Source organism: Paenibacillus barengoltzii NBRC 101215 (assembly GCF_004000745.1).
GTDB lineage: Bacteria > Bacillota > Bacilli > Paenibacillales > Paenibacillaceae > Fontibacillus > Fontibacillus barengoltzii.
In genome coordinates this window covers 1-23,495 of sequence record NZ_BILV01000071.1, presented here as the reverse complement: position 1 = coordinate 23,495, position 23,495 = coordinate 1, and the positions used below count along the sequence as shown (strand labels likewise).

General features: G+C 54.1%; 25 protein-coding genes and 1 pseudogene. 5 read left to right on the top strand and 21 right to left on the bottom strand.

Annotated features, from left to right (window positions below; genetic code table 11):
* Nucleotides 1-783: 783 nt before the first annotated feature.
* Nucleotides 784-1,794 carry an HRDC domain-containing protein gene (locus PBA01S_RS17790; RefSeq protein WP_127576462.1) on the bottom strand — a complete coding sequence of 337 codons (1,011 nt, stop codon included), beginning with the start codon at nucleotides 1,792-1,794 and terminating at the stop codon, nucleotides 784-786.
* Nucleotides 1,795-2,035: 241 nt separating this feature from the next.
* On the opposite strand from PBA01S_RS17790, the gene PBA01S_RS17785 reads away from it, so the two are divergent.
* On the top strand, nucleotides 2,036-2,338 hold the full coding sequence (locus PBA01S_RS17785) for a DUF3055 domain-containing protein (protein ID WP_028538198.1): 303 nt from the start codon (nucleotides 2,036-2,038) through the stop codon (nucleotides 2,336-2,338).
* Nucleotides 2,339-2,358: 20 nt separating this feature from the next.
* On the opposite strand, the gene PBA01S_RS17780 is transcribed toward PBA01S_RS17785, so the two are convergent.
* The 9 genes from PBA01S_RS17780 to PBA01S_RS17740 form a co-directional block, all read right to left on the bottom strand.
* Nucleotides 2,359-3,198, bottom strand: coding sequence for a 5'-3' exonuclease (locus PBA01S_RS17780; RefSeq protein ID WP_051416860.1), 840 nt, complete (start codon nucleotides 3,196-3,198; stop codon nucleotides 2,359-2,361).
* 72 nt (nucleotides 3,199-3,270) lie between these two features.
* Nucleotides 3,271-3,639, bottom strand: coding sequence for an arsenate reductase family protein (locus PBA01S_RS17775; protein ID WP_028538196.1), 369 nt, complete (start codon nucleotides 3,637-3,639; stop codon nucleotides 3,271-3,273).
* Between the two features lie 5 nt (nucleotides 3,640-3,644).
* On the bottom strand, nucleotides 3,645-4,631 hold the full coding sequence (locus PBA01S_RS17770; RefSeq protein WP_085170438.1) for an RluA family pseudouridine synthase: 987 nt from the start codon (nucleotides 4,629-4,631) through the stop codon (nucleotides 3,645-3,647).
* Complete coding sequence (locus tag PBA01S_RS17765) at nucleotides 4,628-5,194, bottom strand: cob(I)yrinic acid a,c-diamide adenosyltransferase (RefSeq protein WP_085170437.1); 567 nt, start codon at nucleotides 5,192-5,194, stop codon at nucleotides 4,628-4,630. Before PBA01S_RS17765 ends, PBA01S_RS17770 begins: the two co-directional genes overlap by 4 nt.
* A 136-nt stretch (nucleotides 5,195-5,330) precedes the next feature.
* Nucleotides 5,331-5,549: an aspartyl-phosphate phosphatase Spo0E family protein gene (locus PBA01S_RS17760; RefSeq protein ID WP_051134975.1), complete on the bottom strand. Its 219-nt coding sequence runs from the start codon at nucleotides 5,547-5,549 to the stop codon at nucleotides 5,331-5,333.
* 207 nt (nucleotides 5,550-5,756) lie between these two features.
* The gene (locus PBA01S_RS17755) at nucleotides 5,757-6,965 is read right to left on the bottom strand and encodes an aminotransferase class I/II-fold pyridoxal phosphate-dependent enzyme (protein WP_127576461.1); all 1,209 of its coding nucleotides are present in this window, start codon (nucleotides 6,963-6,965) and stop codon (nucleotides 5,757-5,759) included.
* Nucleotides 6,966-6,978: 13 nt separating this feature from the next.
* Complete coding sequence (locus tag PBA01S_RS17750) at nucleotides 6,979-7,479, bottom strand: Lrp/AsnC family transcriptional regulator (RefSeq protein WP_009226690.1); 501 nt, start codon at nucleotides 7,477-7,479, stop codon at nucleotides 6,979-6,981.
* A gap of 143 nt (nucleotides 7,480-7,622) precedes the next feature.
* Nucleotides 7,623-8,009, bottom strand: a complete 387-nt coding sequence (locus PBA01S_RS17745; RefSeq protein WP_016312955.1) for a spore coat protein — start codon at nucleotides 8,007-8,009, stop codon at nucleotides 7,623-7,625.
* A gap of 25 nt (nucleotides 8,010-8,034) precedes the next feature.
* Nucleotides 8,035-8,277, bottom strand: a complete 243-nt coding sequence (locus PBA01S_RS17740; protein ID WP_371859545.1) for a hypothetical protein — start codon at nucleotides 8,275-8,277, stop codon at nucleotides 8,035-8,037.
* A 200-nt stretch (nucleotides 8,278-8,477) separates the two neighbouring features.
* On the opposite strand from PBA01S_RS17740, the gene PBA01S_RS17735 reads away from it, so the two are divergent.
* Entirely contained in the window at nucleotides 8,478-9,713 is a 1,236-nt protein-coding gene (locus PBA01S_RS17735; protein WP_127576460.1) for an NAD(P)/FAD-dependent oxidoreductase, read from the top strand.
* A gap of 5 nt (nucleotides 9,714-9,718) precedes the next feature.
* Here the strand turns inward: PBA01S_RS17735 and PBA01S_RS17730 are convergent, their stop codons facing one another.
* From PBA01S_RS17730 to PBA01S_RS17715, 4 genes are all read right to left on the bottom strand, one after another.
* Nucleotides 9,719-10,924 carry an MFS transporter gene (locus tag PBA01S_RS17730; RefSeq protein ID WP_127576459.1) on the bottom strand — a complete coding sequence of 402 codons (1,206 nt, stop codon included), beginning with the start codon at nucleotides 10,922-10,924 and terminating at the stop codon, nucleotides 9,719-9,721.
* Nucleotides 10,925-11,073: 149 nt separating this feature from the next.
* Nucleotides 11,074-11,658: a hypothetical protein gene (locus tag PBA01S_RS17725; RefSeq protein ID WP_127576458.1), complete on the bottom strand. Its 585-nt coding sequence runs from the start codon at nucleotides 11,656-11,658 to the stop codon at nucleotides 11,074-11,076.
* A gap of 135 nt (nucleotides 11,659-11,793) precedes the next feature.
* The gene (locus PBA01S_RS17720) at nucleotides 11,794-12,210 is read right to left on the bottom strand and encodes a DUF350 domain-containing protein (protein ID WP_028538189.1); all 417 of its coding nucleotides are present in this window, start codon (nucleotides 12,208-12,210) and stop codon (nucleotides 11,794-11,796) included.
* Nucleotides 12,211-12,247: 37 nt separating this feature from the next.
* Entirely contained in the window at nucleotides 12,248-14,614 is a 2,367-nt protein-coding gene (locus tag PBA01S_RS17715) for an endonuclease MutS2 (RefSeq protein ID WP_127576457.1), read from the bottom strand.
* A gap of 154 nt (nucleotides 14,615-14,768) precedes the next feature.
* On the opposite strand from PBA01S_RS17715, the gene PBA01S_RS17710 reads away from it, so the two are divergent.
* On the top strand, nucleotides 14,769-15,131 hold the full coding sequence (locus PBA01S_RS17710) for a phage holin family protein (protein WP_016312961.1): 363 nt from the start codon (nucleotides 14,769-14,771) through the stop codon (nucleotides 15,129-15,131).
* Between the two features lie 184 nt (nucleotides 15,132-15,315).
* The gene (locus tag PBA01S_RS17705) at nucleotides 15,316-15,693 is read left to right on the top strand and encodes a cupredoxin domain-containing protein (RefSeq protein ID WP_016312962.1); all 378 of its coding nucleotides are present in this window, start codon (nucleotides 15,316-15,318) and stop codon (nucleotides 15,691-15,693) included.
* A 79-nt stretch (nucleotides 15,694-15,772) separates the two neighbouring features.
* On the opposite strand, the gene PBA01S_RS17700 is transcribed toward PBA01S_RS17705, so the two are convergent.
* From PBA01S_RS17700 to PBA01S_RS17685, 4 genes are all read right to left on the bottom strand, one after another.
* Nucleotides 15,773-17,320: a hypothetical protein gene (locus PBA01S_RS17700; RefSeq protein ID WP_127576456.1), complete on the bottom strand. Its 1,548-nt coding sequence runs from the start codon at nucleotides 17,318-17,320 to the stop codon at nucleotides 15,773-15,775.
* Between the two features lie 115 nt (nucleotides 17,321-17,435).
* Entirely contained in the window at nucleotides 17,436-19,877 is a 2,442-nt protein-coding gene (pheT, locus tag PBA01S_RS17695) for a phenylalanine--tRNA ligase subunit beta (protein ID WP_127576455.1), read from the bottom strand.
* A gap of 29 nt (nucleotides 19,878-19,906) precedes the next feature.
* A complete protein-coding gene (pheS, locus tag PBA01S_RS17690; RefSeq protein ID WP_028538184.1) occupies nucleotides 19,907-20,941 on the bottom strand; it encodes a phenylalanine--tRNA ligase subunit alpha in 1,035 nt (344 codons plus the stop codon).
* 13 nt (nucleotides 20,942-20,954) lie between these two features.
* Entirely contained in the window at nucleotides 20,955-21,275 is a 321-nt protein-coding gene (locus PBA01S_RS17685; RefSeq protein WP_127576454.1) for a hypothetical protein, read from the bottom strand.
* Nucleotides 21,276-21,410: 135 nt separating this feature from the next.
* Here PBA01S_RS17685 and PBA01S_RS17680 point away from each other — a divergent pair, with 135 nt between their 5' ends.
* Nucleotides 21,411-21,614: a YwbE family protein gene (locus PBA01S_RS17680; protein WP_016312967.1), complete on the top strand. Its 204-nt coding sequence runs from the start codon at nucleotides 21,411-21,413 to the stop codon at nucleotides 21,612-21,614.
* Between the two features lie 14 nt (nucleotides 21,615-21,628).
* On the opposite strand, the gene PBA01S_RS17675 is transcribed toward PBA01S_RS17680, so the two are convergent.
* The 3 genes and pseudogenes from PBA01S_RS17675 to PBA01S_RS23385 all read right to left on the bottom strand — a co-directional run.
* Complete coding sequence (locus tag PBA01S_RS17675; RefSeq protein WP_127576453.1) at nucleotides 21,629-22,258, bottom strand: GyrI-like domain-containing protein; 630 nt, start codon at nucleotides 22,256-22,258, stop codon at nucleotides 21,629-21,631.
* 67 nt (nucleotides 22,259-22,325) lie between these two features.
* On the bottom strand, nucleotides 22,326-23,237 hold the full coding sequence (locus PBA01S_RS17670) for a helix-turn-helix transcriptional regulator (protein WP_127576452.1): 912 nt from the start codon (nucleotides 23,235-23,237) through the stop codon (nucleotides 22,326-22,328).
* A gap of 109 nt (nucleotides 23,238-23,346) precedes the next feature.
* Nucleotides 23,347-23,495 (bottom strand): annotated as a pseudogene (locus PBA01S_RS23385) (Crp/Fnr family transcriptional regulator); the annotation flags it as partial.

Sequence of the window (23,495 nt, the reverse complement as noted above, 5' to 3'; positions counted from 1 at the left end):
GATCTCGCGAAGCGGGCGAAATCATCTTCAGCCATGGAAGGGGATTAGATTCGCGGGACGAATGTTAGGAAGCCCGTCCGGCCTGGGGTGAGATGGGGGCATGACTCTCGTCTTGCGGTGCGCCTGGGTCTGTGACGGACTTGCGCCAGAGTATGCGATGGACGTGCGTACGAGTCTGCGAAGCTGATCGAATTCAGCGAGTGCTAAGTGAGTTGTGTTGTGCGCGAACTGCAAAAGTGCAGTTATTTTGCTGTAAAACGCCCAAAATTCAGCTCTTAACTGCAAAAGTGCAGTCTATTTTCGATAAATGGGCTACTTTTCCCAAAATTCCCCGAAATGAACTGCACTATTGCAGTTCACACGGCCGGTAGGGAATAGTCCTTCGACTGTCCACACTTCAAGTAACGCCAACCGCAGTTCAACTGCTGCACTTACTATAGTTACTCTAACTTAACTCAACCATATCAGTCACCACATCAACCACCACACCTTTGGCACTTTACCATATCACCCTCACTAGATTCACTGATCTCACATACTCTACTTACTCACACTTACTTACTCTTACTTGCCTAACTTTGCTTCCATCACATCTCACCAGCTAACCTAACTTAGTCACCGCACTTGCGACACTTTACCACACTGGCCTTAATTCACTTATCACTAACTACTGATTACACTTCCACTCGTCTAATACTCCCTAAGCCTACTTATCACTCATACTCCCCACACCACTCTATCATTCGTCATTACCACTCTAGCAGGTCAAGCAACTTTTGCGCTTCACCCCGCATGCTGGGCGCTCTCGCGCTGGCGGCGATACCGGATGCGGATCAGGCGCAGTCGCTCGTACAGCGTATCCAGGTTGCCATTGCCGCCTTCACTGGCTTCGGGACCGTACACCTTTTGCAGCACCGGCTTCAGGAGCGTGTCCCCCAGCTCTTCGTAAGCTTGCCATACGGCCTGCTGTTCTTCTACCGGCATGGCCTCCAGTTCAGCGCTCACCAAGTCATCGGTGTTGTAGCCCTCCTTCTCCAAGCTCTCCAGCAGCTCCACCGCATCTCGCCGCTCAATGCCCGCTCGGGTGCAAATATCTTCGACCTTCTCCCCTGCAGCCAAGGCTTCAAGCGCTGCGCGACGGACGTTAAATTTCTCCATTTCCGCCCGATATTTTACTTCCTTCTGCTTATACAACCAGGAACGGAACACCTCGTCATCGATTTCTTGGTCGACCCAATCCAGCGGGAACCCGCGCTTCCGCTCGGCCGCCCGGGTGATTTCCAACAGCTCAGCGCCGTATTCGCCAGCCTTGTTCTCCCCAACACCTGGCAGTTGCAACAGTTCCTCCACCGTCTGCGGCAGGAATACGCTGATCATACGCAGCAACCGATTGCTGGCGATTAAATAAGGCGCCTTGCGCTCAGACGAAGCCTTTCTCCGACGCCAAGCCGTCAACTCGTTGTATACCGGTTCATTGCTGTTTAACTCGCTATAACAGAACAGCTTCTGCGCCGCCATCCCCCGTCCGGTTAACGTTTCCTTCTCGTCCCAGATGCCTTCCATGATGGGGCGAAACCCTTCGCCGAGCTTGGCGGCCAATCGATGGCGGTAAACATGTAGCATCTCCGACCATGAAGCCCCTTCATACCAAAGGTCCTCCTGCTCGTCATCCGCGGTCACCTCATTCCAGCCCATCCGCCAAATCCCGTCCTCTTCTCCAATCCACACCTGGGCCCCTTGAATTATGGCCCCGCCGTCCTTCTTCTCCAGACTGTTCAAAAATACAATCCGCATCAACCTGTCCCTCCTATAATTTTTTAGCTACGAAGGAGGCCATTCCTCACTTTGGACGCAAAACAAAAAAGCACCTCTTCTGCGAATATCGCAAAAGAGGTGCTTCCTCCAAACGTAACCTGTTATCCCTAATAATACCATAACAGGACAAGCTGTCAATGCATCGGATTCATTTTCCCATTGTCTTCCGTTTTCCAGTATAATAACTAGAGACAATCCGAAAAAAGGGAGGCATTACTGAATGAGCGACCCGCATCAAGAGCTTGATTTCCTGTCCGACAGCACCGAAAATACTTCGACCCGGTTCGTCACGTTCATCGGCGGATCGCTGAAGCGCTATGACCTGGCGGTCACCACAACCAATCGTTTCTATGGGAAGAAGCTGGTCACCGACCTGCATAACGGGCGCACAGCCATTCTTGGCACCGACGACCTGGAGGAGGAAGGGTACCTCGAACATATTTATAACCTGAGCGAGGAGGAGGGCATCGAACTACGCACTTTTCTCTATCAGGTATTAGGTGAACCGTACTTCACGGATTAATAGGGTTCGCTAGCGGACCGTCAAACGACACCCAACATGGCACTGATGCTGGCCATCTCCAGCTCTTCAAACTTGGAGACTACCTGCGCCGGGTTCAGCTCGAACCGACAAGTCTCCGCATCGCATTCCAGCTCAATGTCACAGCGGATCTTGGCCAGTTGCCGCGAGAGATGCAGCATGTCGAGGTCCGCTTCAATTTTGGCACGGACCGATTTGGACAACTGGTCCAGATTGGCCAGGATCCCCTCCACGGAGCCGTGTTCTCGCACGAGCTTCAGAGCCGTTTTCTCGCCAATACCGCGCACGCCCGGATAGTTATCGCTCGTATCCCCCATCAATCCCTTCAGATCAACGATCTGTTCGGGTTTTAGTTGCTTCTCTTCCATCAAGGTCTCCGGCGTATACACCATGTAGTTACCGTGCCCTTTTTTCATAATGATCACGCTCGTTCGCTCGCTAACCAGCTGCAGCATATCGTGATCCCCCGTCAGCACCAGCACATCCATCTCTTGTCCAAAACGCGCTGCCAACGTTCCGATGCAATCGTCCGCCTCATACCCTGGTGAGCTGATGTTCGGAATCCCTAAGCTGTCCATCACCTCGCGGATCATGGAGAATTGCGGGATCAGATCCTCCGGCGCGTCCGCACGATTGCCTTTGTACTCGGCAAACTGTTCCGTCCGGAACGTCTTGCTGCCTAAATCCCAACAACAGGCGATATGCGTCGGACCAAACTTCTGCACCGCGTCCCAAAAATAACGCATAAACCCGTACACCGCATTGGTCGGAACACCCGCTTTCGTCCGCCGGATATACCCGGTTGCCGCTGACGCGTAATAGGCGCGGAACATTAACGCCATGCCGTCCACCAGCAGAATGGTTTTTTCACTCCTTTGCACTAAATCCACGATTCACCCAAGCCACCCTTCTCGTTAATTTGATTTACCCCAAGCCTGCTCGTAGGCTTCTTCCTTGTAACCGACAGTTACCGTTTTCCCATCCGTCACGATCGGGCGCTTGATCAGCATACCGTTCGAGGACAGCAATTGAAGCTGCTCCTCCCGGGACATCTCTGCCAGCTTATCCTTTAAGCCCATTGATTTATAAACCTCACCGCTCGTATTAAAAAACTTCTTCAGTTCCAGCCCGCTGAGTTCTACCAGCTTATCCAGTTCAGCAGCACTCGGCGGCGTTTCCTTGATATGATGCAGCTCTAATTCATGCCCTTTGGCCTGCAACGATTTAATTGCATTGCGGCATGTCCCGCATTGCGGATAATGATAAACCTTCAGTTTGCTCATGTTCTCTATTCCTCCTTACCACTTTCACGAAAACTCGCCCCACGCAGCAACTCCTCCAGCTTGCGCATATCCTCCGGAAGCTCTGATCTAAAAGTCAGTGCTTCGCCGGTGAGCGGATGGCGGAAGCCCAGCTCGGAGGCATGGAGCGCCTGCCGCCCGATCGCCGCATCCAAGCGGGCGATTCGTTCGCGCGCAGGTGCCGGCAACTGTTCCAGTCCCGGCATACCGTAGAACTTGTCGCCGATCAGCGGGTGGCCGATCGACGTCATGTGCACGCGGATCTGATGCGTTCGTCCTGTACCGAGACGCAGCTCAACCCGAGCCCCGTCGCCATAGGCTTCCGTGACCTTATAATCGGTCAGCGCGGGATAGCCCGACGGGGTGATGATCCGGCGGTGGGGTTCGGCAGGGTCACGGTCGATCGGACCGGTGATCGTTCCTTCCGGCACCGCCGGGCAACCATGCACCAGCGCCGTATACTTCTTGGTCACCTCACCGGCAATCAGCTGCTCGGAAATATGCTGGTGCACGTAGGCATTTTTAGCGATGGCGATGAGGCCGCTCGTCTCCTGGTCCAGCCGGTGCACAGGACGGAAGCGGAACTTCTCCCCCTTCTCCTGCCAATAATACACAACGCCGTTAGCCAGCGTCCCTGTGTAGTGACCGTGCGTCGGATGCACGATCAATCCCGCCGCCTTATTCACAATCAGCAGCGCTTCATCCTCGTAGACGATCTCAAACGGGATTGGCTCTGGCAGAATATCGGTGGAGGTTTCCTTCTCCAGCGAGACGCTCACCGTATCTCCGGCCTTCACCGGGACGCTGATATAGACCCGCTCCCCGTTCAGCATCACCCCGCGCTCGGTCAGCTTAATCCGCGACAGCAGCTTGCGGGAGATGCCCATTCGGCGCTGGAGCACGCTTTTGACCGTCCAGCCGTCCTCCGTTGCCGATACTTGATATTCAATCGGATCATAATATTCAGAACTCACTTCTTGCCAAACACCTTCCCGCTTCGCACGTATTCAATATCTGCCACCTGCTGGCGATGATTTACCATACGAGCCGCTGCGAAGAAATAATCCGACAATCGGTTCAGATAGATCAGCACTTCGGCATTAATCTCTTTAACCTGGCTCAACGTAACGACGCGGCGTTCGGCGCGCCGGCATACGGTCCGGCAGACATGCAGGGCCGAAGCCAACGGGGTTCCCCCAGGCAAAATAAATTTCTCCAGCGGCGGATTGTCCGCTTCATAACGATCAATCCAGGTTTCAAGCCGCTGTGCGAGCTCCGGCGTCACCTTGTAGCGGCTCTCCGACAGCTTGACGTAAGCAAGATCGGAACCGCAATCAAACAGCTCCTGCTGAATCTCCAGCAGTTGCTTACGAAGATCGCTAAACGTCACCTCATCCGATAAACTGACCGCTTGTCCCACAAAACTGTTCAGTTCATCGATCGAACCGTAGGCTTCAACCTGGGCATCATCTTTTGTTACTCTGCCGCCGATGACCGTGGTTTGCCCTTGGTCGCCGGAACGCGTATAGATCGACATTTGCATTTCCTCCCCGTGACATACTCTCGTATCATCTTACCATAAATCCCAGCTCGGCTGGTCATGCAACTGCTGGAACCGCAAAAAGGAGACCCGCAAAGCGGATCTCCTTCACACTTCAAAAGTTCAAAGTTCGTTAACGTCGAATAGATTTCGGAGTCGTTCTCATTGTTTTCATAAATTCATTAATTTTCAGGTCCAATAAGCTGCTGATTTCAATCACGATGTCCGAAGTAAAGGATTTTTCTTGCAGAAATAGCCGTTCCATCTTGCTGCGAAGCAAGTGAATTTCATCCTCCAGCGTTACGGCTTGCGGTGAATGCGGCCGTTCCTCTTGATCCATCCACGGGCTCATGACGCGGCCATCAGCACATAAAGCATTATTGTAAGGCATGTTGTACTCACCGCGCAAAAGAAATCCCTCCCTGAGAAATTAAAACCTTCTTCCAAAATCGAATTATACCATGTCCATTAAAATTAAAGCAATTAGAAAATGAAAGAATTGTTAATTAACCCCATTAACTCCAACTTCTCAGGCAGGGGCCTGATGGGATTCGTAAAATCAGCCTTGCTTCAATTTACGGACGAACTGCTCCATTCGATTTAACGCTTCGTTGAGTTGATTTACTCCTGTCGCATAGGAGCAACGCAAGAACCCTTCCCCGCCTGCGCCAAAAACATTGCCCGGAACTGCCGCCACCTTCGCCTCGAGCAGAAGGCGTTGAGCAAATTCCTCGGAGCTAAGTCCAGTGGACGCGATGCTAGGGAACGCATAGAACGCCCCTTGCGGCTCGTGACATTCCAGCCCGATGTCGCGCAACCCCTGAACGATCAGGCGGCGGCGCTGATTGTAGGATTCGACCATCTGGTCTTTCTCCTCCAGCCCGTTCTTCAGCGCTTCAAGTGCAGCCACTTGCCCCATCACCGGAGCGCACATCACCGTATATTGGTGAATTTTCAGCATGGCATAGATCAAGTCCGGGTGTCCGCATGCATAACCCATCCGCCAGCCGGTCATCGCAAATGCTTTAGAAAACCCGTTCACCAGAATCGTCCGGTCCTTCATGCCCGGGATTGAAGCAAAGCTCACGTGCTTCTGCCCATAGGTGAGCTCCGCATAAATCTCGTCGGAAATAACGATAAGATCGTTCTCCTCAACGATTTTTGCAATCGGCAGCCAATCTTCGTACGTCATGATGCCGCCCGTCGGATTGCTCGGATAATTTAAGATCAGAACTTTGGATTTAGGTGTGATCTTCGCCTTCAAGTCTTCAGCCTGGAGCTTAAAATCGTACTTGGCGTAAGTCTCAATTTCGACCGGCACCCCTCCCCCGATCATCGTAATCGGCGAGTAGGAGATATAGCAAGGCACCGGAATAAGAATCTCATCACCCGGTTCCACCAGGGCCCGCAGCGCCAAATCGATCGCCTCACTGCCGCCCACCGTCACGAGGATTTCGTCTTTCGGGTCGTATTTCACCTGATAACCCGTGTACAAATACTCAGCGATCGCTTCCCGAAGCTCAGGCGTTCCCGCATTGGACGTGTAGCTCGTATACCCGCGCTCCAGAGAGTAAACACAAGCTTCCCGGACATGCCATGGGGTGATAAAATCCGGTTCGCCTACGCCTAACGTGATAATATCCTTGCTCCCGCTGGCCAGATCGAAGAAGCGGCGAATACCGGAGGGTTGAATCTCGCGGACCCGCGGAGCCAAATACGATGTCATCGTTTTACTCGATTGCTCAGCACGCTGTGATTGAATACTCATAACATTACTTCCTTTACGGAGATATCAACAAACGGCGGTCTTCTTCGGGATCTTCGAAGATGATGCCGTCTTGCTTGTATTTTTTCAGAATAAAATGGGTCTTCGTCGACAACACCGACTCCAAGGTGGACAATTTGTCAGAGACAAAGCTCGCCACTTCCTTCAAGTTGCGGCCTTCAACTTCCACCAGCAGGTCATATGCGCCGGACATCAAAAATACCGATTTGACTTGGGGAAACAGGTATACCCGCTCCGCGATGGTATCGAAGCCGCGTCCCCGTTCAGGTGTAATTTGCACTTCGATTAACGCCGTCACCTTCTCGTCTTCCAGTGCACTGGAATTTACCACGGTTGCGTATTTGACGATGACGTGGTCTTCTTCCAATTCACGGATCGCTTGCGCCACTTCCTCCGCCGTTGAGCCGACGAGCGTCGCCAGTAAGTTTGCATCCCGGCGGGCGTCCTCTTTGAGGAGGTCCAGCAGTTTGAGCTTCAATTCGCTTAGTTGTTTCATCCCTCATCCTCCAGCGATGCCCCGCAGCCCTTCAATTGAGCGGTCTGCAGAACAAATTTAATACTTATATTACATGAATTTTGGGCGTCTGCATAGAAAAACCGTCCACTCCAAGTAAGGTTTTGGATTGGACGGTTAGGCTTTTAGATCGAATACGGCGGAAGTACATTCGGTTGATGCGCTTCCACGTTCGCCTGATGGGCATGAGGTGTCCACCGAGAAGTCCGCTGTTCTGTGAACTGTCGCAGCTCCTGCTTGGTTTTCTCCGCATCTTGCAGCTTCTTGTCCAACAATTGACGCGGTGCCGGTGCCGGCGCGGAGTAGATGCCTTGGTGCTTCATCAGCTCATACAGTGTTCCCTGCAATCGCAAGGTGCTGTTGGTCAACTCCGTAAACATCTGCCGAACAGCTGGGCAGGACGACTCCGTCGTTGCGGTCGTATATTCTCGTACGGTGCGGCGCAAATCAGCTAAAATCGATTTTAACAAATCGTTCTGGGGTAAGAGACCCTGGATGTCCGTATGATTCATCGGGATATTCCTCCTTGAAAGCAAATTAATTCGGGGCTGAAGAAGGAGCCGCCATTTGATGTTGGCGCAACGCATCCGTTAACAAGTGCAGATGATGCTCATGGGCACGGATGTGCTCCAGCATCGCCTGTTCGATTTCAAAGTTTTGCGAGACGGCGGCCGCCGCGGCGCAAAGCTTCGTGAGCATCTCCTCGTTGGAAATGGAGTCGGCGATATAATCCAGTTCTTTCAACGACAATGGCTGCATTTGTGAGTAAAACATCAACATTCCCTCCTGATGGATGATCCTTCAAATCCTGCTGATCCCTTCTTATTCTTTTGATCCTTCTTACGGTAGTATGCCCCGCTCTAGGTACGATATGTTCGCCGTACAGGTTTTCGCCGTTTTTAGTTCTCCGCAGTTGGATATAATGATGGAATCCCCTAATCCTATATAATTCCCATGTTCGAAAGGATGAACTGGTCTTCATGAAACTACATACCGGCAAGCTTTATTGGCCTTCAACATTGCCGGATGCCCCCACCTATCCTGCGTTAAATCAGGAACTTCAATGCGAAGTCTTGATTGTGGGCGGCGGCGTGGGCGGTGCGCTATGCGCTTACCTGCTGGCGGAGCGGGGAGTCGATACGGTATTGGTGGAACGGGGGCAAATCGCCGGTGGAAGCACGCTGGCCAGCACAGGGCTGTTGCAATATGCGAGCGACAAATCCCTCACCTCGATGATCCATACCTTCGGCGAGGAACCTGCCGTTCATTTCTATCGCCTTAGCCGCAATGCGTTGGAACGGTTAAAGCAAATCGCCTCTAAACTGGACGGCACGGCACGATTTACGGAGCGCAGCACGATATACTTGGCCAGCTCCGAACAAGACGTGGACGCGCTGCAGGAGGAATGCGGACGACTTCAGCGTTTGGGGTTCCCTGCGGTCTGGTGGTCCGCTGGCGATATCGCAGACCGCTTTCCTTTCCAAGCCCCAGGGGCGATCTACACGAAGGGCGATGCGGAGATGAACCCGTACACCTTCGTGCACGGTATATTGCGGGAGGCGGCGCGACAAGGCGTACGCATCTTTGAGCATAGCCCGATGCATGGCAGCCAGCGCGACGAAGGCGGACGGATTCGCTGTCGCTGCGGCGACGGGACAGTAACCGCCCAGCATGTGATCTGGGCCACCGGCTACGAAGCACAGCAGTTCAAGAAGGAGAGCGGTGCTCATTTCCGAGCCTCCTACGTCATCGTCACCGAGCCGGTTGCCTCCTTGAACAGCTGGTACGAAAAAAGCCTCATCTGGGAGACAGCAAGGCCTTATCTATATATGAGAACAACGCCGGATGGACGGATTATCGCCGGCGGGCTGGATGAGGTGCTTTCCGGCGGAGAGCTGCCTGCGGGCCGAGAGATCCGGCAAAGCGAGCGGTTGCTGGAAGAAATCCATAAACGGTTTCCGGATCAGGACCACCTGTCCGTCAGCTATGCTTGGGGAGCCGTATTTGGAGAATCCCGGGACGGCCTTCCCTTTATTGGACCGCATCCCAACTTTCCCGGGTTTTATTTCCTGGAGGGGTATGGCGGAAACGGGACCGTGTGCAGCATGATCGGGGCGGAGATGATCGTGGATCACCTGACCGGTACGCGTCGGGAGGACATGGCCATTTTTTCGCTCACGCGGACTACCAAGCCCGTGCGTACACCACCGAAATAGAGCTATCAGGCGGCTTTGGCCGCCCCTCGCTTCAACAGCCGGCGCAGGGCCAACCAGCTCAGCACCGGCGCCCCCCCCAAAGCGAACATCAGCCAGATGATCGTGGGCATGCGCGGAATGATGGAATAGACCACGATGAACAACAGCGTTCCTCCCAATCGCCCTACGGTAATGCTAAGCTCGCGAAGGACAATCAGCTCCACCCGCTGCTCCACGCTTTCCGGACTGTTGCCAATCAAGTCGAAAACCGAAGAGATGACAGGTATCAAGTAAAGCGGCAAAAACAAGGACGTCCCCACCCCCATCACCATCAGGGTGACGTAATTGACCTTCCAGAGCAACGGAAGGATCACCGCCGTGATCAGCAAAGCTCCAACCAGCATCCCGTAGTAGCGTGCGGGGATTTTCAGCCATTTCCCCACCGCCCAGAAGCTGACGAGGGAGACAAGGGACGTGATCAGCGAAAACTGTCCGATCCGCCACTCCGCCGATGTGCTGATGAAGATCAGCAGATTGATCAGGAACGAAAAGACGCCTTCACGCAGTCCATGCGCGGCCGAAGCGGGCGCCGCCTGGCGCCACGGACTTCCCTTCTTCAGCATGTGTACGGGAGCCAGCCAGTGATAAGGCCCTCCCGTTTTTCTTTTTTTCAGCCAGAAGCTGAGTAAGATCCCCACCCCATAAACAATTAACGAGATGGTAAAAATCAGCTGGTATCCGGCCTCCCCATGTTTCATGGAGATGATCCAGCCGGAGATCCACGGGCCAAAAATCCCGATCACTGAACCGAGGATCCCAACCCAGCCGTTAAATCGGTCTCGCGTCTCAACATCCGTCACCTCGAAATACACGACGTTGAAGGCAAGCCAGAACAATCCCGAACCGGTTCCAAATAACAGCCCAAGCGGCCATATGTAGTCCACCGTATGTTTGCCCGTCCACAGCACAAGCAAATAGAAGATGCCCGAGACGATAATGCCGAGCCGTAAAAAGATCATTTTATCGCGTTCCTTCACCCATTTTCCGGCGATCCAAAAGACAAGTCCCAAGGCCAGCTGCTGGCTGAACGTAAACCACGCAATCAGGTTAAAATCCGCTTTGACTTTCCAGATATAGACGTTCAGGAACGTGCCCGACAAGGCGCCGGCAAGCACGAACAGACCGTTCACCGCCAGCAGCAGGATGGATTGGCTGTTCAGCTGTTTTTTCATAGATACGCTCCTCCCGGCCAAACTTCGAATTCCCCCTGTAAGATACCCAAAAATGACCGAAGCATGAGACGACAGCAAGCTTGCCAGCAATCTCCCAAACGCAAAAAAGCCCCGTCCATCAAGGACAGGGCCATTGGCTGCCAAAATTTTTACTTGTTGTCTTCTTCACCAGCAATCGTGCGAATCATGTCGATCCGGGCGTCTTCGCCCAAGAACCGGCTGACATGGAAGCACGCGGTGCAGACGTATACGTTCAGCTCCGCATCCCCCGACAGTAGCGGATGGTCAGCATCGGCAGGTACAAAACCGCTGTTATCCGGAACCAGCTTCTGCTTCCCGGCATACACCATATATTCCCGGCAATGCGGACATTCCGGTACTTCGTCTTGCCCGTCAAGCAGCTTCTCCACCCCGGTCTCATACTTCAGCAAATCGCCGCCCGATGCCGTAAACGCCTCGACCCGACGGACGCCTCCGAGATGCGAGTCACCTTCATCCTCATCCCAGTAAAGATCGTCATCCGCATCCTCGTCATCCTCATCATGGGAATGCTTCCGATCATGGAAGGGATGGTCGTTCTCCTCGTCTTCGAACTCTTCCTCCGAGCCCAGCGTTATATTGATCGTCCGGTAGCCCTTTAGTTCATTTTGGCAGTGAGGACATACCTCCTCCGGCCCTATCTCTTCATCCCAAACGATCTCCGTTTGGCACCATGGGCAAATCGTTGTATCCATTCCCAACTACGTCCTTTCGTTACCAAATTAAGCATTCCACAAATAAATAATGCCCGCGGCCAAAAACAGAATAGAGGCGATAAATAGCACCCTGACCAGGTTTTTCACGTCGTTCTACTCCTTCAACTGAGATCCCTAACCGATACAAGCGCCGATCAAAAAAGACACCGACACCGATACGGCCATTGCGATAAAACCAACGCTGGTGTTGCCCGCTGCAATCTCGTCGTCGATGCGAAACACCGGCGTTAAAAATTCAAACAGCAAATAAGCAGCGAACAGCAGCAAGGCTCCAACCGACGACCATATCATGAAGTCGTAAATCGAGGGATGTGCCGCTGCATAACGGATAATGTTCGCCAGTCCGAAGATTTTGCCGCCGGTCGCCAGAGACGCGGCCACGTTGCCGCGCTTGATCTCCTGCCAGCAGCGATATCTTGCAAACAGTTCGAAGCAAGAAAGAAACACAATCAATTCTAATACCGCCACGGAAAAATACCCGATCATCAGCCCCAGCGGTTGCTCCAAGATCGGATCAATGCTTTCCTTCATAGCGCCCTCTCCCCTTATACCTTGAGGCGATTCGTTCTTACTTCAGCTCAGCAACTGTTACGCCAGTTCCGCCTTCCCCGTAGTTCCCCAGGCGGAAGCTCTTGATATGCTTATGCTTGCGAAGATATTCTGAGATCCCGGACCGCAATATCCCGGTCCCTTTCCCGTGAATAATATAGATCTGGCCTAAATTGCTTAAATAGGCTTCGTCGATAAATCGATCAACCTCGATTAAGGCCTCTTCCAAATTCGCTCCACGCAAATCCAGCTCGGTACGGACGTTCTCATCGCGCGTCCGCTTGACATTCGCGGTCGTCCGTTGAACCGGCTTGCTGGCCGGAGGCGCCGCGATCAGCTCCATGTCGTCCAAGCTCACCTTCATTTTCATGATGCCGAGCTGCACGACTGCTTCCTTGTTGCCGGAGAGCTCAACGACATGCCCCTTCTGGTTCAAGCTGTAAACCATCACTTCGTCGCCCGGTTCGATCTGCCGCGGCGGTTTGGCTCCCTTGCGGGCCACTGCACTCTTCTTGCGGCGCTGCGGTTCGGCTTCATCCAGCTGCTTGCGGGCTGCAATCAGCTTATGCTCCTTCACGGCCGCGCCTTCTTCCATCGCGAGGCGGCGCAGGTCGCTGATAATCCGCTCGGCCTCCTGTCTTGCCTTGGCAATGATCGCGGCCGCTTCTTCCTCCGCCTTCTCCAGGCGCTTATCCCGCTGCTGCTCCAGCTTCTCCAGCTCGGCGGCATGGCGTCTGCGCAGTTCTTCCATCTCGCGCCGCAACTGCTCGGCCGTTTCCCGCTCCTGCTCGGCCCCCAGGCGGTTCTGCTCCAGCGAAGCGATCATGTTCTCGACGCGCATGTCCTCTTCGGTCACTTCACCGCGGGCATACTCCAGAATTCGCTCCGGCAGCCCCAACCGTTCAGCGATGGCAAACGCGTTGCTTCGGCCCGGAACGCCAACCAACAGGCGGTAAGTCGGGCTTAACGTCGCGACGTCGAACTCCATGCTGGCGTTAATGACGCCTTTGCGTTCATAAGCGTAGGCTTTCAACTCGCTGAAGTGGGTCGTCGCCACCATCCGGCAGCCCAGCGAATGAATATGCTCCAAAATCGCGATGGCCAGCGCCGAGCCTTCCGCCGGGTCAGTTCCCGCACCCAGCTCATCCAGCAAGACCAAACTCTTCGGTGTCATTTGACGCAAAATCGAGATAATGTTCGTCATATGACTGGAGAAGGTACTTAAGCTCTGCTCGATGCTCTGTTCATCGCCGATATCGGCGTAAATAGCATCAAATACGCAAAGCTGGCTGCCGTCTTCCGCCGGGACGAACAACCCGGACATCGCCATCAAGCTGAGCAGACCAATCGTCTTCAGCGTGACGGTTTTCCCCCCGGTGTTCGGCCCCGTAACAATGATCGTCGTGTACTGGTTCCCCAGCTCCACATCAATCGGCACGACCTGGTCAGCCGGAATAAGCGGATGGCGCCCCTTCTTCAGCTTGATGAACCCGCGGTCGTTCATGCGAGGCAGCGTCCCTTTTAACTCCCGCGCCAACCGGGCCTTAGCGAAGATGAAATCCATTTGCCCCAGTACATCTCCATCGTACAGCAGCAACTCGGCTTGCTCTCCAACCAGGGCGGTCAGCTTCTGCAAAATGACCTCGATTTCCCGTTCCTCCCGCAGCCGTGTCTCGCGCAGCTTGTTGTTCATGGCCACAATCGATTCCGGCTCAATGAACAGCGTAGCTCCGGATCCCGACTGATCGTGGACGATCCCGCCAAAATGCGCGCGGTATTCCGCTTTAACCGGGATGACGAAGCGGTCGCCGCGGATCGTGATCAGCTGATCCTGCAGCATCTTCGATACTGAAGCAGAGCGGATCATCGCATCCAGCTTCTCCCGAATCCGCACCTCCCCGCTCCGCAGTTCGCGTCGGATGCTGGCCAGCTCCGGACTAGCCGTGTCGAGCACCTCTGCACTTTCGTCGATGCAGCGTTTAATCGCATCCTCCAGTGGCTTCTGATCGCTTAAGGTATCGCTTAAGTGATGCAACAGCGGAACTTCGTGATCTTCGTGCATCGTGGCAATATACCGCTTAATCCGGCGTGAGCCTTCCAGCGTCGTTGCAATGCCCAGCAGCTCATGCGGGTTCAACGTTCCGCCGATCCGAGCCCGCTTGACCGCCGGGGTGATGTCCACGATTCCACCGAATCCGGGCGCCCCCTTAAGCCGGTCCACCTTAAACGCTTCGTCGGTGGCTTGAAGCAACCGCTTGACGTCCTCCAGATCGGTGACGGGCCGCAGCGCTTCGGCTGTTCTTTTTCCAAGTGCCGTTTGGGAAAAAGAGGACAGCTGATCTATAATTTTTTGATATTCCATGGTTTTCAAAATTTTCTCGTCCAAGTACGTTCACAACTCCCCTCGGGCTATGATCCCATTATAACGAAACCGTTCATTTTTCGCCATTTGCCCCCTTACACACATAAGAATGCGATTTGCGGAACATGATAAATGCGTATAGCCAAACGTACTTACTCTCAAAAGGAGGCTATGTAACATGCATTTTCTGGGACACGTCGTGCGATTCATCGTCTCCGCCCTAGTTCTGCTGGTTGTGGGGTGGCTGGTACCGCAATTCAGCATCGGTGGATTCGGCAGCGCCTTGCTGCTCGCCTTGGTCATCGCCCTGTTGGGTTGGGCCATTGAAGGCATTTTTGGAACGAAGGTTACCCCGTTCGGGCGAGGAATCGTCGGTTTTCTTACGAGCGCGCTCGTGATCTGGCTTGCCCAGTTCATCATTTCCGGCGTTTCCGTCTCTGTGATCGGTGCATTACTTGCAGCATTGGTCATCGGGATTATCGACCTGTTCATCCCTGTCGCAACTCCCTTTGACGCTGCCAAAGACAAAAACGATCGTTAATGGCTGTGTCAGGGCTAAGAGGCCATCCTCCGCAAGTGATCCGTTCACTGCGGAAGGAACGGCCTCTTGACTTATGGGGAAAGAAGTTCAACAATTCTTCAAACCTTGAGCCATCCACCCTCTGCAAAATACGGTATGATATTCTTAAAATTGTCACAAATCTACTGTATCGTGAGGGATTATTGTGAAGAAAAGCATAGCCATCGTCGCAACATCTGTGCTCTTGTTGCTTGTTACCGCTTGCAGCGGCAGCAAAGCGGCTGAAACCAACGGCAACGCCGGGAGTAATATCCAACCGGAAGCCGAGCTGGTGATCGAAGCCAGCAACTATCAATTTGATCAAGCCGAGTACCATTTGAAGAAAGACGTTCCAGTCAAAATCGTCTTCAAGAACGCCTCTGGTAATCACGGCATTCTTGTACCCGGTCTGAAACTGCAATTGGACCGCAAGAACGACTCCGCGGTGATCGTGCCAACGGAAGCCGGCGAGTTCGAAATGGCGTGCTCGGTTATGTGCGGCTCCGGCCACAGCGCCATGATCTCCAAAATTATCGTTGAATAAACGTGTCATCCTATGCAGCAAGAGCCCGCAGCGCACGCCGCGGGCTCTTGCTCTTATTTTATAAGCGATCCTCTCGCCACTAACCTTGATCCTGCTCCAGCAATTCAATCCATTCGTTAAATTCCGATTGAAGCTTGGCGTAGTCATCTTTCAGCCGCTGGTACTCTTCATCCCGCGCAGCCTGCCGCTCCTGCTCCTTCTCCCGCTCCAGCTGCAACAGCCGGAACTGATGGGAAATAACCTCGTAACTGTCCGTAACCTCCTGCAGCTGCTCCGCCAGCTTGCGCTTCTCTTCCTCCAAGGCCTCGAAGTCGTTGGCCATGGTGATGACCCGTTCGCTGCCAGCTGCGCTTTCCTGCTGCCATTCCTCCAGTTGCCGCTGCAGCTCAGCTTCCTTCTCACGCCAAGAGCTCAGCTCGCGTTCTGCCGAAGCCCATTGCTTGCGCCACTCCTGCTCCCGCTGCTCCGCAGCCTCGCGGTAGCTCGCCAGCTCGGCTGCCAACTCTGCTGCCAACTTGCGGCTGTCCTCAAGCTCCTGCAACCGCCGAGCCAACTCGTCCCGCTCTTGCTCCAGCCGCCGCTTCTCTTCTCCGGCCGCCTGCGCCGCCAGAAGCGCCTGCTCCCGCTCCTCGGCTGCCTGCTCCAACCGGGAGCGCAGGGAATCCAGCTCGGCTGCCAGGGCCGATGCCTTGTCCCGCTCGGCCTGCAGCTCGTTGTTTGCTTGCTCCAGCCGGCTCACTTCGGCGGCCAGCTGCTCGTTCAGCTGTTCGCTCTTGTCCGAAGCTTCGAGCAAGCTGATCTCTAAGCGACTGATTTCCTCGCTGCGCTTCTCGGCCAGCTTCTGCCACGACTTCTCGCTTTGCTGCGCCGCTGATACTTCGGCTCGCAGCTTGTCCTCCCGCTGCTTGCGTTCCTGCAGTTGCTGTTGCAGCTGCTTGGCCTCTGCCTGCGCGGCTTGAAGCGTGCTCTGGAGCTGCTTCGTCTGCTCCTGCAGCTTCCCGCTATGCTGCTGTGCCCGTTGCTCGGCCGCTTTGGCTTCTTGCTCCCGCCGCTGCAGCTCGCTCACCTGCTTCTGCAGCTTCGCGGCTTCCTCTTTCTCCCGCGCCGTCTGCTGTTCGACTTGGCGAAGCTTGGATTGCAGCTGCGTGTTGCTGCCGCGCTGTTCGCTAAGCTGACGCTCCAGCTCCTGTACCCGGCTGCGAAGCTTGCGCGCCTCCTCCTCCTGCCCCAGCAGGGAGGCCTCCAGCTTCTCCGCTTGTCCGGCTAGCTGACGCTTCTCATTCTTCAGCTGCTGCTGTTCCTCTTGCAGCGCCTTATACATGCTCTCCTGTTTGGCATGCAAATCCTGCAGCACCGAGTTCTCCTGCAGCAGGACTGTTTTCTCCTGCTTGGCGTTCTGCAGTTCATTCTGCAGTTGATCTACCCGGATCGCTTCCTCTGCCATGCGCACGGCTGCCAGCACGGCCAACCGCGGCGTGTCCAGATGGGGATAGGCCTGGGCGATGCTGCGCATATGTTCATCCACGCGGCGCGCGACCTGCTTCATATATTCCGCGCTGCTTCCAACAATTTTATAAGAAGTCCCGTAAATTTCTACGTTTACGCTAATTCGGCCTTGGTTACTCAACGTTATGTGCCTCCTTCGGTCCTGTATGTCGTCTCTTAGATGCGGATAATTGCACGAAAGTCACATCGAATCGGTCGTTCTACAAATGATTCGATGTGACTTCGTCCAATTCCTGCTATTTTCTAAGCTCCGCAGCAAAAGTTTGCGACAACCCTTCGACCACCTGGTCGTGGACCGCAGCAACTTCCTCGTCCGTCAGAGTCCGTTCCATATGGCGATATACCAGCGATAAAGCGACGCTCTTCTTGCCTTCACCCAGCTTGGCGCCCGTGAATACGTCGAATACCTCCACCGATTCCAACAGCTCGCCCGCCTTTTCGCGGATTACGTCGATCAGCGCGCCCGCTTCCACATCGGAGTTTACGACAACAGCGATATCGCGCTGCATCGCCGGATAACGCGGCAGTTCTTGGTACACGTAAGCTTCGCCAGCGTTGCGGTACAACGGTTCAAGCAGCAGCTCAGCGACATACGTATCATCCAGATCCAGCTCCCGCTGCAGCTCCGGATGAAGCTGACCCAGCGTACCGATCCGTTCTTTGCCGGTAGTTCCGTTCAAGAAGATCGAGGCCGAACGTCCAGGATGGAAGCCCTGCGGCCCATCCGCTTCATATGTCATCTTATCGGCAACTCCCAGGTATTCGAACAGGCTCTCCAGCGCTCCTTTGAGATCGAAGAAATCCACCTTCTCCGCCGGAGCATTCCAGCGTTTCTCCGCCCGGTCACCCGTCAGCAACAAGGACAGCACCGGCAGCTCGTTTGGCTGCTTGGTCAGCTTCTCCTCGTTGGTACGGAAGATGCTGCCGATTTCAAACAATGCCAAATTGTCTTGCTTGCGATTGCGGTTGTATACAGCGATGTCGATCATCCCTGGCAGCAAACTGCCGCGCAGCACGCTGCGGTCCTCGCTCATCGGCATCGCCAGACGAATCTCCCGATCGCCTTCGGCCAGCTGCGGGAACTTCGCGCTTGCTCCTTCACGGATGAAGGAATAGCCCATCACTTCCTGCCATCCGCCATGGGTGAGCAATTGGCGGATCGTGCGGCGCAACGCCTGCGGTTTCGTATAACCGCCGACTGTCGTTACCCCTTCGATCATCGTCGCCTCGATGTTGTCATAACCGTACAGCCGCGCTACCTCTTCGATCAAGTCGACGTTGCGCGTAATGTCGCCGCGGCGCGTTGGCACGCGAACTTCGATGACTTCCTCAGAGCCGGCACATTCGAAGCGGAGGCGTCCCAGAATGGCTTTCGCCTCCAGCGAGGAAATGTTCGTGCCCAAGTAATCGTTCAATTTCTGAAGCGACAGGCTGACGACCTTCTCTTCCGGCTCTTGATGAACGATCTCCACGATCCCTTCCGCTACTTGGCCGCCGGCATAGGCAGCCATCAGCGCTGCTGCGCGATTCAGTGCCGGGATGACAGAGGCCGGATCCACCTCTTTCTCGAACCGTTGCGAAGCTTCCGAACGAAGCCCCAGCGTCCGGGACGTGCGGCGGACACTACTGCCGGCAAATTTCGCCGACTCCAGGACAATGTTCACCGTTTGATCGGTGACTTCCGTATCGAGTCCGCCCATCACGCCGGCCAGAGCCACCGGACGATCTTCACCGTCCACGATCAAGAGTGCACCGGCTTCCAGTTCACGCTCTTGGCCATCCAGCGTCACCAGCTTCTCGCCAGCCTTGGCCTGACGCACGCCCAGCATACCTCCGGCGATCTTGTCAGCATCAAACGCATGCAGCGGCTGGCCGTACTCCAGCATGACGTAGTTCGTGATGTCGACAATGTTGCTGATCGGGCGAATTCCCGCCGCCATCAGCCGGTTTTGCATCCACAGCGGGGATGGGCCAATCTTGACGTCGGCGATGTAGCGTACCGCGTACCGGCTGCACAGGTCAGGCGCATCGATCTTGACTTGAATCCGCTCCTTCGCCAGTACCCCAGTGGAAGCAAGCTCAGACTGCGGCAGCTTCACTTCGCGGCTCAAAATCGCGCCTACTTCATAAGCAGCCCCGATCATGCTCAAGCAATCCGACCGGTTAGGCGTAAGGTCGAAGTCCAGCACTTGATCGTCCAGCCCCAGCAGTTCAGTAATCGGCGTGCCGATCTCCACGTCCTCCGGCAACACGAGAATGCCTTCCTGCTGTTCTTTTGGCAGCAGCTTGTCATTCAGACCCAGCTCCTTGGCCGAACAGATCATCCCTTGCGACAAGACGCCGCGCAGCTTGGCTTTTTTGATCTCCAGCCCGCCCGGCAGCTTGGCGCCGACGAGCGCAACCGGTACCTTCTGGCCCGCTGCCACGTTTTTCGCGCCGCATACGATTTGCAGTTCTTCTCCCTGCCCCGCGTCCACGACACAAATGTTCAGCTTGTCTGCGTCAGGATGCTTCTCTTTGCTTTTGACAAAGCCAACCACCACGTTCGAAACGCCTTGATTGCGGTTTTCAATCGAATCGATCTCGATCCCGGACCGGGTGATTTGCTCCGCTAACTCTTCAACATTAACCCCATCCAGCGAAATATAGTCAGACAACCATTCGGTTGATACTTTCATTGTTAGTTCCCTTCCCTCTTTACGTGAAATTAAACTCTGGCAAACTGCTGCAGGAAACGCAGATCGTTGTTGAAGAAGTAGCGGATATCATCAACGCCGTACTTCAGCATCGCAATCCGTTCGACGCCCATTCCAAACGCGAAGCCGCTGTACTCCTCAGGATCGTATCCACTCATCTCCAGCACGCGTGGATGCACCATGCCACTGCCCAAAATTTCCAGCCAGCCGGACTGTTTGCACACCCGGCAACCATGGCCGCCGCACTTCATGCACGTTACGTCAACCTCAACGCTTGGCTCCGTGAATGGGAAGAAGCTGGGGCGCAGACGAATTTGCGTGTTGGGCCCAAACATTTTGCGGGTGAATTCCAGCAGAGTGCCTTTCAGATCGCTCATCCGGATGCGTTTGCCCACAACCAGCCCTTCAATTTGATGGAACTGGAACGAGTGGGTGGCATCGTCGTCATCCCGGCGGAACACGCGTCCCGGGCAAATAATTTTAACCGGTACTTCCCCCTGCATCGCTTCCATCGTCCGTACCTGAACCGGCGACGTTTGCGTCCGCATAAGCAGATCTTCCGTCAGGTAGAAGGAATCCTGCATATCACGGGCCGGATGGTCCTTCGGCAGATTCAGCGCTTCGAAATTGTGGTAGTCCGTTTCCACTTCAGGTCCTTCCGCAATCCGGTACCCCATACCGATGAAAATCTCTTCGATTTCCTGAATCACCTGGTTCAGCGGGTGAACGCTTCCTTGCTTCAGCGGACGACCCGGCAGCGTAACGTCCACTTTCTCCGCAGCCAGCCGTGCTTCAGTTTCTTGACGTTGGAACATCGCTTGCTTCTCTTCGATCACCGCTTCGATCGCGGCTCTGACCTCATTGCCGATCTGACCGATCACCGGACGCTCCTCAGCGCTTAAGGAACCCATCCCGCGCAAAATCTCAGTTAAAGCGCCCTTTTTGCCCAAATATTTGACCCGAAGATCGTTCAAATGCCCGGCATCAACGGTTTCTGCCAGCTCTTTGAGCGCCTCCGCTTTTAGTGCTTCTAGACGTTCTTTCATGAATAGCTTCCTCCTAAAGGCAAAATAAAAAGGCCTTCTCTCCCGTAAGGGACGAAAAGACCGTGGTACCACCCTTGTTAGAGCACGGCATAAACCTGCCAGCCACATGGCTTGGAAGGTGCACATTGCTCTCACTCCAACGAAATAACGGCTCGTAACCGGTATCCCCTAATGTGCCAGACTGCAATCCATCGCCTTGCGACGCTAGATATGACAGCAGCGGCAGTTCAAGGAACTGCTCCGGAGTGAACTTCGGCAGTTCCGATTCCCTAGCGACGCTCTCAATCTCCGGCGCCCCTTCCCTGTTGGTCGGTTCCTGCTTACTCTTCTCCATCCACGCATTTCTTGTACATAATTACCTGCTATTATATGCTAAACGGACATCCGTTGGCAAGTCAGCGGTGAATTATGGTATCTTAAAGAGGTTATACCAAATGCCATGCAAACACGTCAAGGAGTGACTCGCCCAATGAACGGCAACGAACGCAAGAACATCAGACCTGGCCTCACCGTGGATATCGTCTTAAAAAAAGATCAGCCCACCGGCAAACTCACGCGCGGCGTAGTCAAGGACATTCTGACGAATTCCGCAACCCATCCGCACGGCATTAAGGTGCGGTTGCAGGACGGACAGGTAGGCCGAGTGAAAGTGATTCACCCGGACAACGCATAACTGATATCAAAGACTTAGATCCGCCTCACCGGATGCCGCAGCACGGTTTTCATCTTCTCTGGCCCGGTTTTGCGCGGGTCTGACAAATAGATTTCATGATGCTTGCGCGTATCATCGAAATTCTCGGTTAATCCATTCGTCTCGAGGAACGCCTTCATCTTGGCCACCGATTCCGGTTCCGTCTGATAAGGGCCGATATGCAATATTTGGACGCATAACCCTTCCTCAAACACGGCTAATCTCACGTCACTCAAATCGAGCCCGGGATTCTTTTTGACCGTCCGTTCCTTCACCCGATTCAGGAAGTCCTCTGTGACGAATTCCGGCTGCCGGATCATCGACGTCCACAACCAGTTGTCCCGGTTGGGATCATATCCGACGTTTATGGAGTCCCATAACCCCTCAAGCGGAGGTACCACAAAATCGTAGTACCCGTCCGGCTTATCGTCACCCATTTTGCTCATTTTAATGCCATAGGACAATGCGTACAGCTTCTGGACCGCTAACTGGTAAGCTTCTCCGTTTGGGTCCCCCTTGCCATCCACCATGAGGAACAGCATCGGCGGCACTTCAACAAGTACCGGCTCTGTTTTTGGCAGATACAGCTCCTTATCCCGCTTCTTAAAATCTACTTTTGTCACCATGTATATTTCACCCTCCTCTTAGGTTGCCCTCATTGTAGCAAGGTGAATTTGACACCTATATGTCATATTAAGACGGGTACAGCTCGGCAATTTTCTTGGCTTTGTTCCGCAAAATATTCCGAATATGCGGTGGTGAAAGTACGGTGACATTCTCGCCGAACGACAGCAGATAGCCATACACCCAATCATCTTCCGGGTAGCTGGCCGTCACAAGGTAATCGCCGTCTTCCCGCTTGTGAATGCGGGGCCGCTCAAACTCATCGAACACCCGATACGCCATATGCGGAGGAAATAAAAGCGCCAGCTCCACATAGTTGAGCCGCTCGTCTGGCATTTGGGCATCCAGAGGCGCGATCTCCAGCTTCCGACGATTGAACCGGGACTCCGTGACTTCCAGCTCTTCGATCCGGCTGATTTTAAATATGCGCAACTCCTGACTCTTCAGGCAAAAACACTGCAAATACCAAGAGCGGTTCTTAAACTGCAGCTTCATCGGCTCGACTTGACGCTCGGTTCTTTGCCCATACGAGCTATAGTAAACGAATTTTACGACCCTTTGCTCCAGTATTGCCGTTTTCAGCTGTCCAAATTTGCTGCGCTCTGCTTCCCCGCTGTTCCAGCCAGAGAAATCGACATCAATCCAGTGAACCTCTTCTTTGTGAAAAAGAGTGCTCAGCTTCGCTAAAATTTGGCTCGTTTGCAGGGCATTTGTCGCTTTCAGGCTTTGCAGCCCAAACAAAATTTCCTTCTGCTCGTCTTCAGACAACAGTGATTTGTTGAGTACGAAGTCCGGCAACAGGCCGATGCCGCCGCCCTTTCCCTTGCTGGCATATACGGGGATCCCTGCGCTGCTTAACGTATCGATGTCACGGTAGATCGTGCGAGTAGACACCTCAAATCGCTGCGCCAGCTCGGCGGCAGTGATCGTTTTACGCTCCAGCAGCAGATAGACAATTTCAAACAGGCGGTTCATCTGCATTCGCACCCTCTCCTTCTGAAGACAAGTATACCCTACAAATAAGACACCGCAATGTCATATTAAAAAAGAAGAGCTCTCAATGAGAGCTCTTCTGCTTGATGGCTGTTAGTTACGCCGTACGTTTCATGTTCAGCGGTTGCTTAGGCGTTGGTGCTTGCGTTCCGGCATCGCCATTTTTGTGGAACAGCTTGCGAAGGTAAGGCATTACGTAGTAGTCAAGACCGATTTTACCAGCGTTTGCGGCTGCCACGAGAACAA

Bases quoted from the DNA above. Each gene is read 5' to 3' on its own strand.
- PBA01S_RS17720 (WP_028538189.1), bottom strand. From the start codon at position 12,210: ATGAAGGAAAGCATTGATCCGATCTTGGAGCAACCGCTGGGGCTGATG.
- PBA01S_RS17745 (WP_016312955.1), bottom strand. From the start codon at position 8,009: ATGAATCATACGGACATCCAGGGTCTCTTACCCCAGAACGATTTGTTA.
- PBA01S_RS17775 (WP_028538196.1), bottom strand. From the start codon at position 3,639: ATGAGCAAACTGAAGGTTTATCATTATCCGCAATGCGGGACATGCCGC.
- PBA01S_RS17730 (WP_127576459.1), bottom strand. From the start codon at position 10,924: ATGAAAAAACAGCTGAACAGCCAATCCATCCTGCTGCTGGCGGTGAAC.
- PBA01S_RS17735 (WP_127576460.1), top strand. From the start codon at position 8,478: ATGAAACTACATACCGGCAAGCTTTATTGGCCTTCAACATTGCCGGAT.
- PBA01S_RS17710 (WP_016312961.1), top strand. From the start codon at position 14,769: ATGCATTTTCTGGGACACGTCGTGCGATTCATCGTCTCCGCCCTAGTT.
- PBA01S_RS17675 (WP_127576453.1), bottom strand. From the start codon at position 22,258: ATGGTGACAAAAGTAGATTTTAAGAAGCGGGATAAGGAGCTGTATCTG.
- PBA01S_RS17685 (WP_127576454.1), bottom strand. From the start codon at position 21,275: ATGGAGAAGAGTAAGCAGGAACCGACCAACAGGGAAGGGGCGCCGGAG.
- PBA01S_RS17670 (WP_127576452.1), bottom strand. From the start codon at position 23,237: ATGCAGATGAACCGCCTGTTTGAAATTGTCTATCTGCTGCTGGAGCGT.
- PBA01S_RS17785 (WP_028538198.1), top strand. From the start codon at position 2,036: ATGAGCGACCCGCATCAAGAGCTTGATTTCCTGTCCGACAGCACCGAA.
- pheT (WP_127576455.1), bottom strand. From the start codon at position 19,877: ATGAAAGTATCAACCGAATGGTTGTCTGACTATATTTCGCTGGATGGG.
- PBA01S_RS17755 (WP_127576461.1), bottom strand. From the start codon at position 6,965: ATGAGTATTCAATCACAGCGTGCTGAGCAATCGAGTAAAACGATGACA.
- PBA01S_RS17750 (WP_009226690.1), bottom strand. From the start codon at position 7,479: ATGAAACAACTAAGCGAATTGAAGCTCAAACTGCTGGACCTCCTCAAA.
- PBA01S_RS17760 (WP_051134975.1), bottom strand. From the start codon at position 5,549: ATGAGCCCGTGGATGGATCAAGAGGAACGGCCGCATTCACCGCAAGCC.
- PBA01S_RS17765 (WP_085170437.1), bottom strand. From the start codon at position 5,194: ATGTCGATCTATACGCGTTCCGGCGACCAAGGGCAAACCACGGTCATC.
- pheS (WP_028538184.1), bottom strand. From the start codon at position 20,941: ATGAAAGAACGTCTAGAAGCACTAAAAGCGGAGGCGCTCAAAGAGCTG.
- PBA01S_RS17680 (WP_016312967.1), top strand. From the start codon at position 21,411: ATGAACGGCAACGAACGCAAGAACATCAGACCTGGCCTCACCGTGGAT.
- PBA01S_RS17725 (WP_127576458.1), bottom strand. From the start codon at position 11,658: ATGGATACAACGATTTGCCCATGGTGCCAAACGGAGATCGTTTGGGAT.
- PBA01S_RS17740 (WP_371859545.1), bottom strand. From the start codon at position 8,277: ATGTTGATGTTTTACTCACAAATGCAGCCATTGTCGTTGAAAGAACTG.
- PBA01S_RS17780 (WP_051416860.1), bottom strand. From the start codon at position 3,198: ATGGCGTTAATGTTCCGCGCCTATTACGCGTCAGCGGCAACCGGGTAT.
- PBA01S_RS17790 (WP_127576462.1), bottom strand. From the start codon at position 1,794: ATGCGGATTGTATTTTTGAACAGTCTGGAGAAGAAGGACGGCGGGGCC.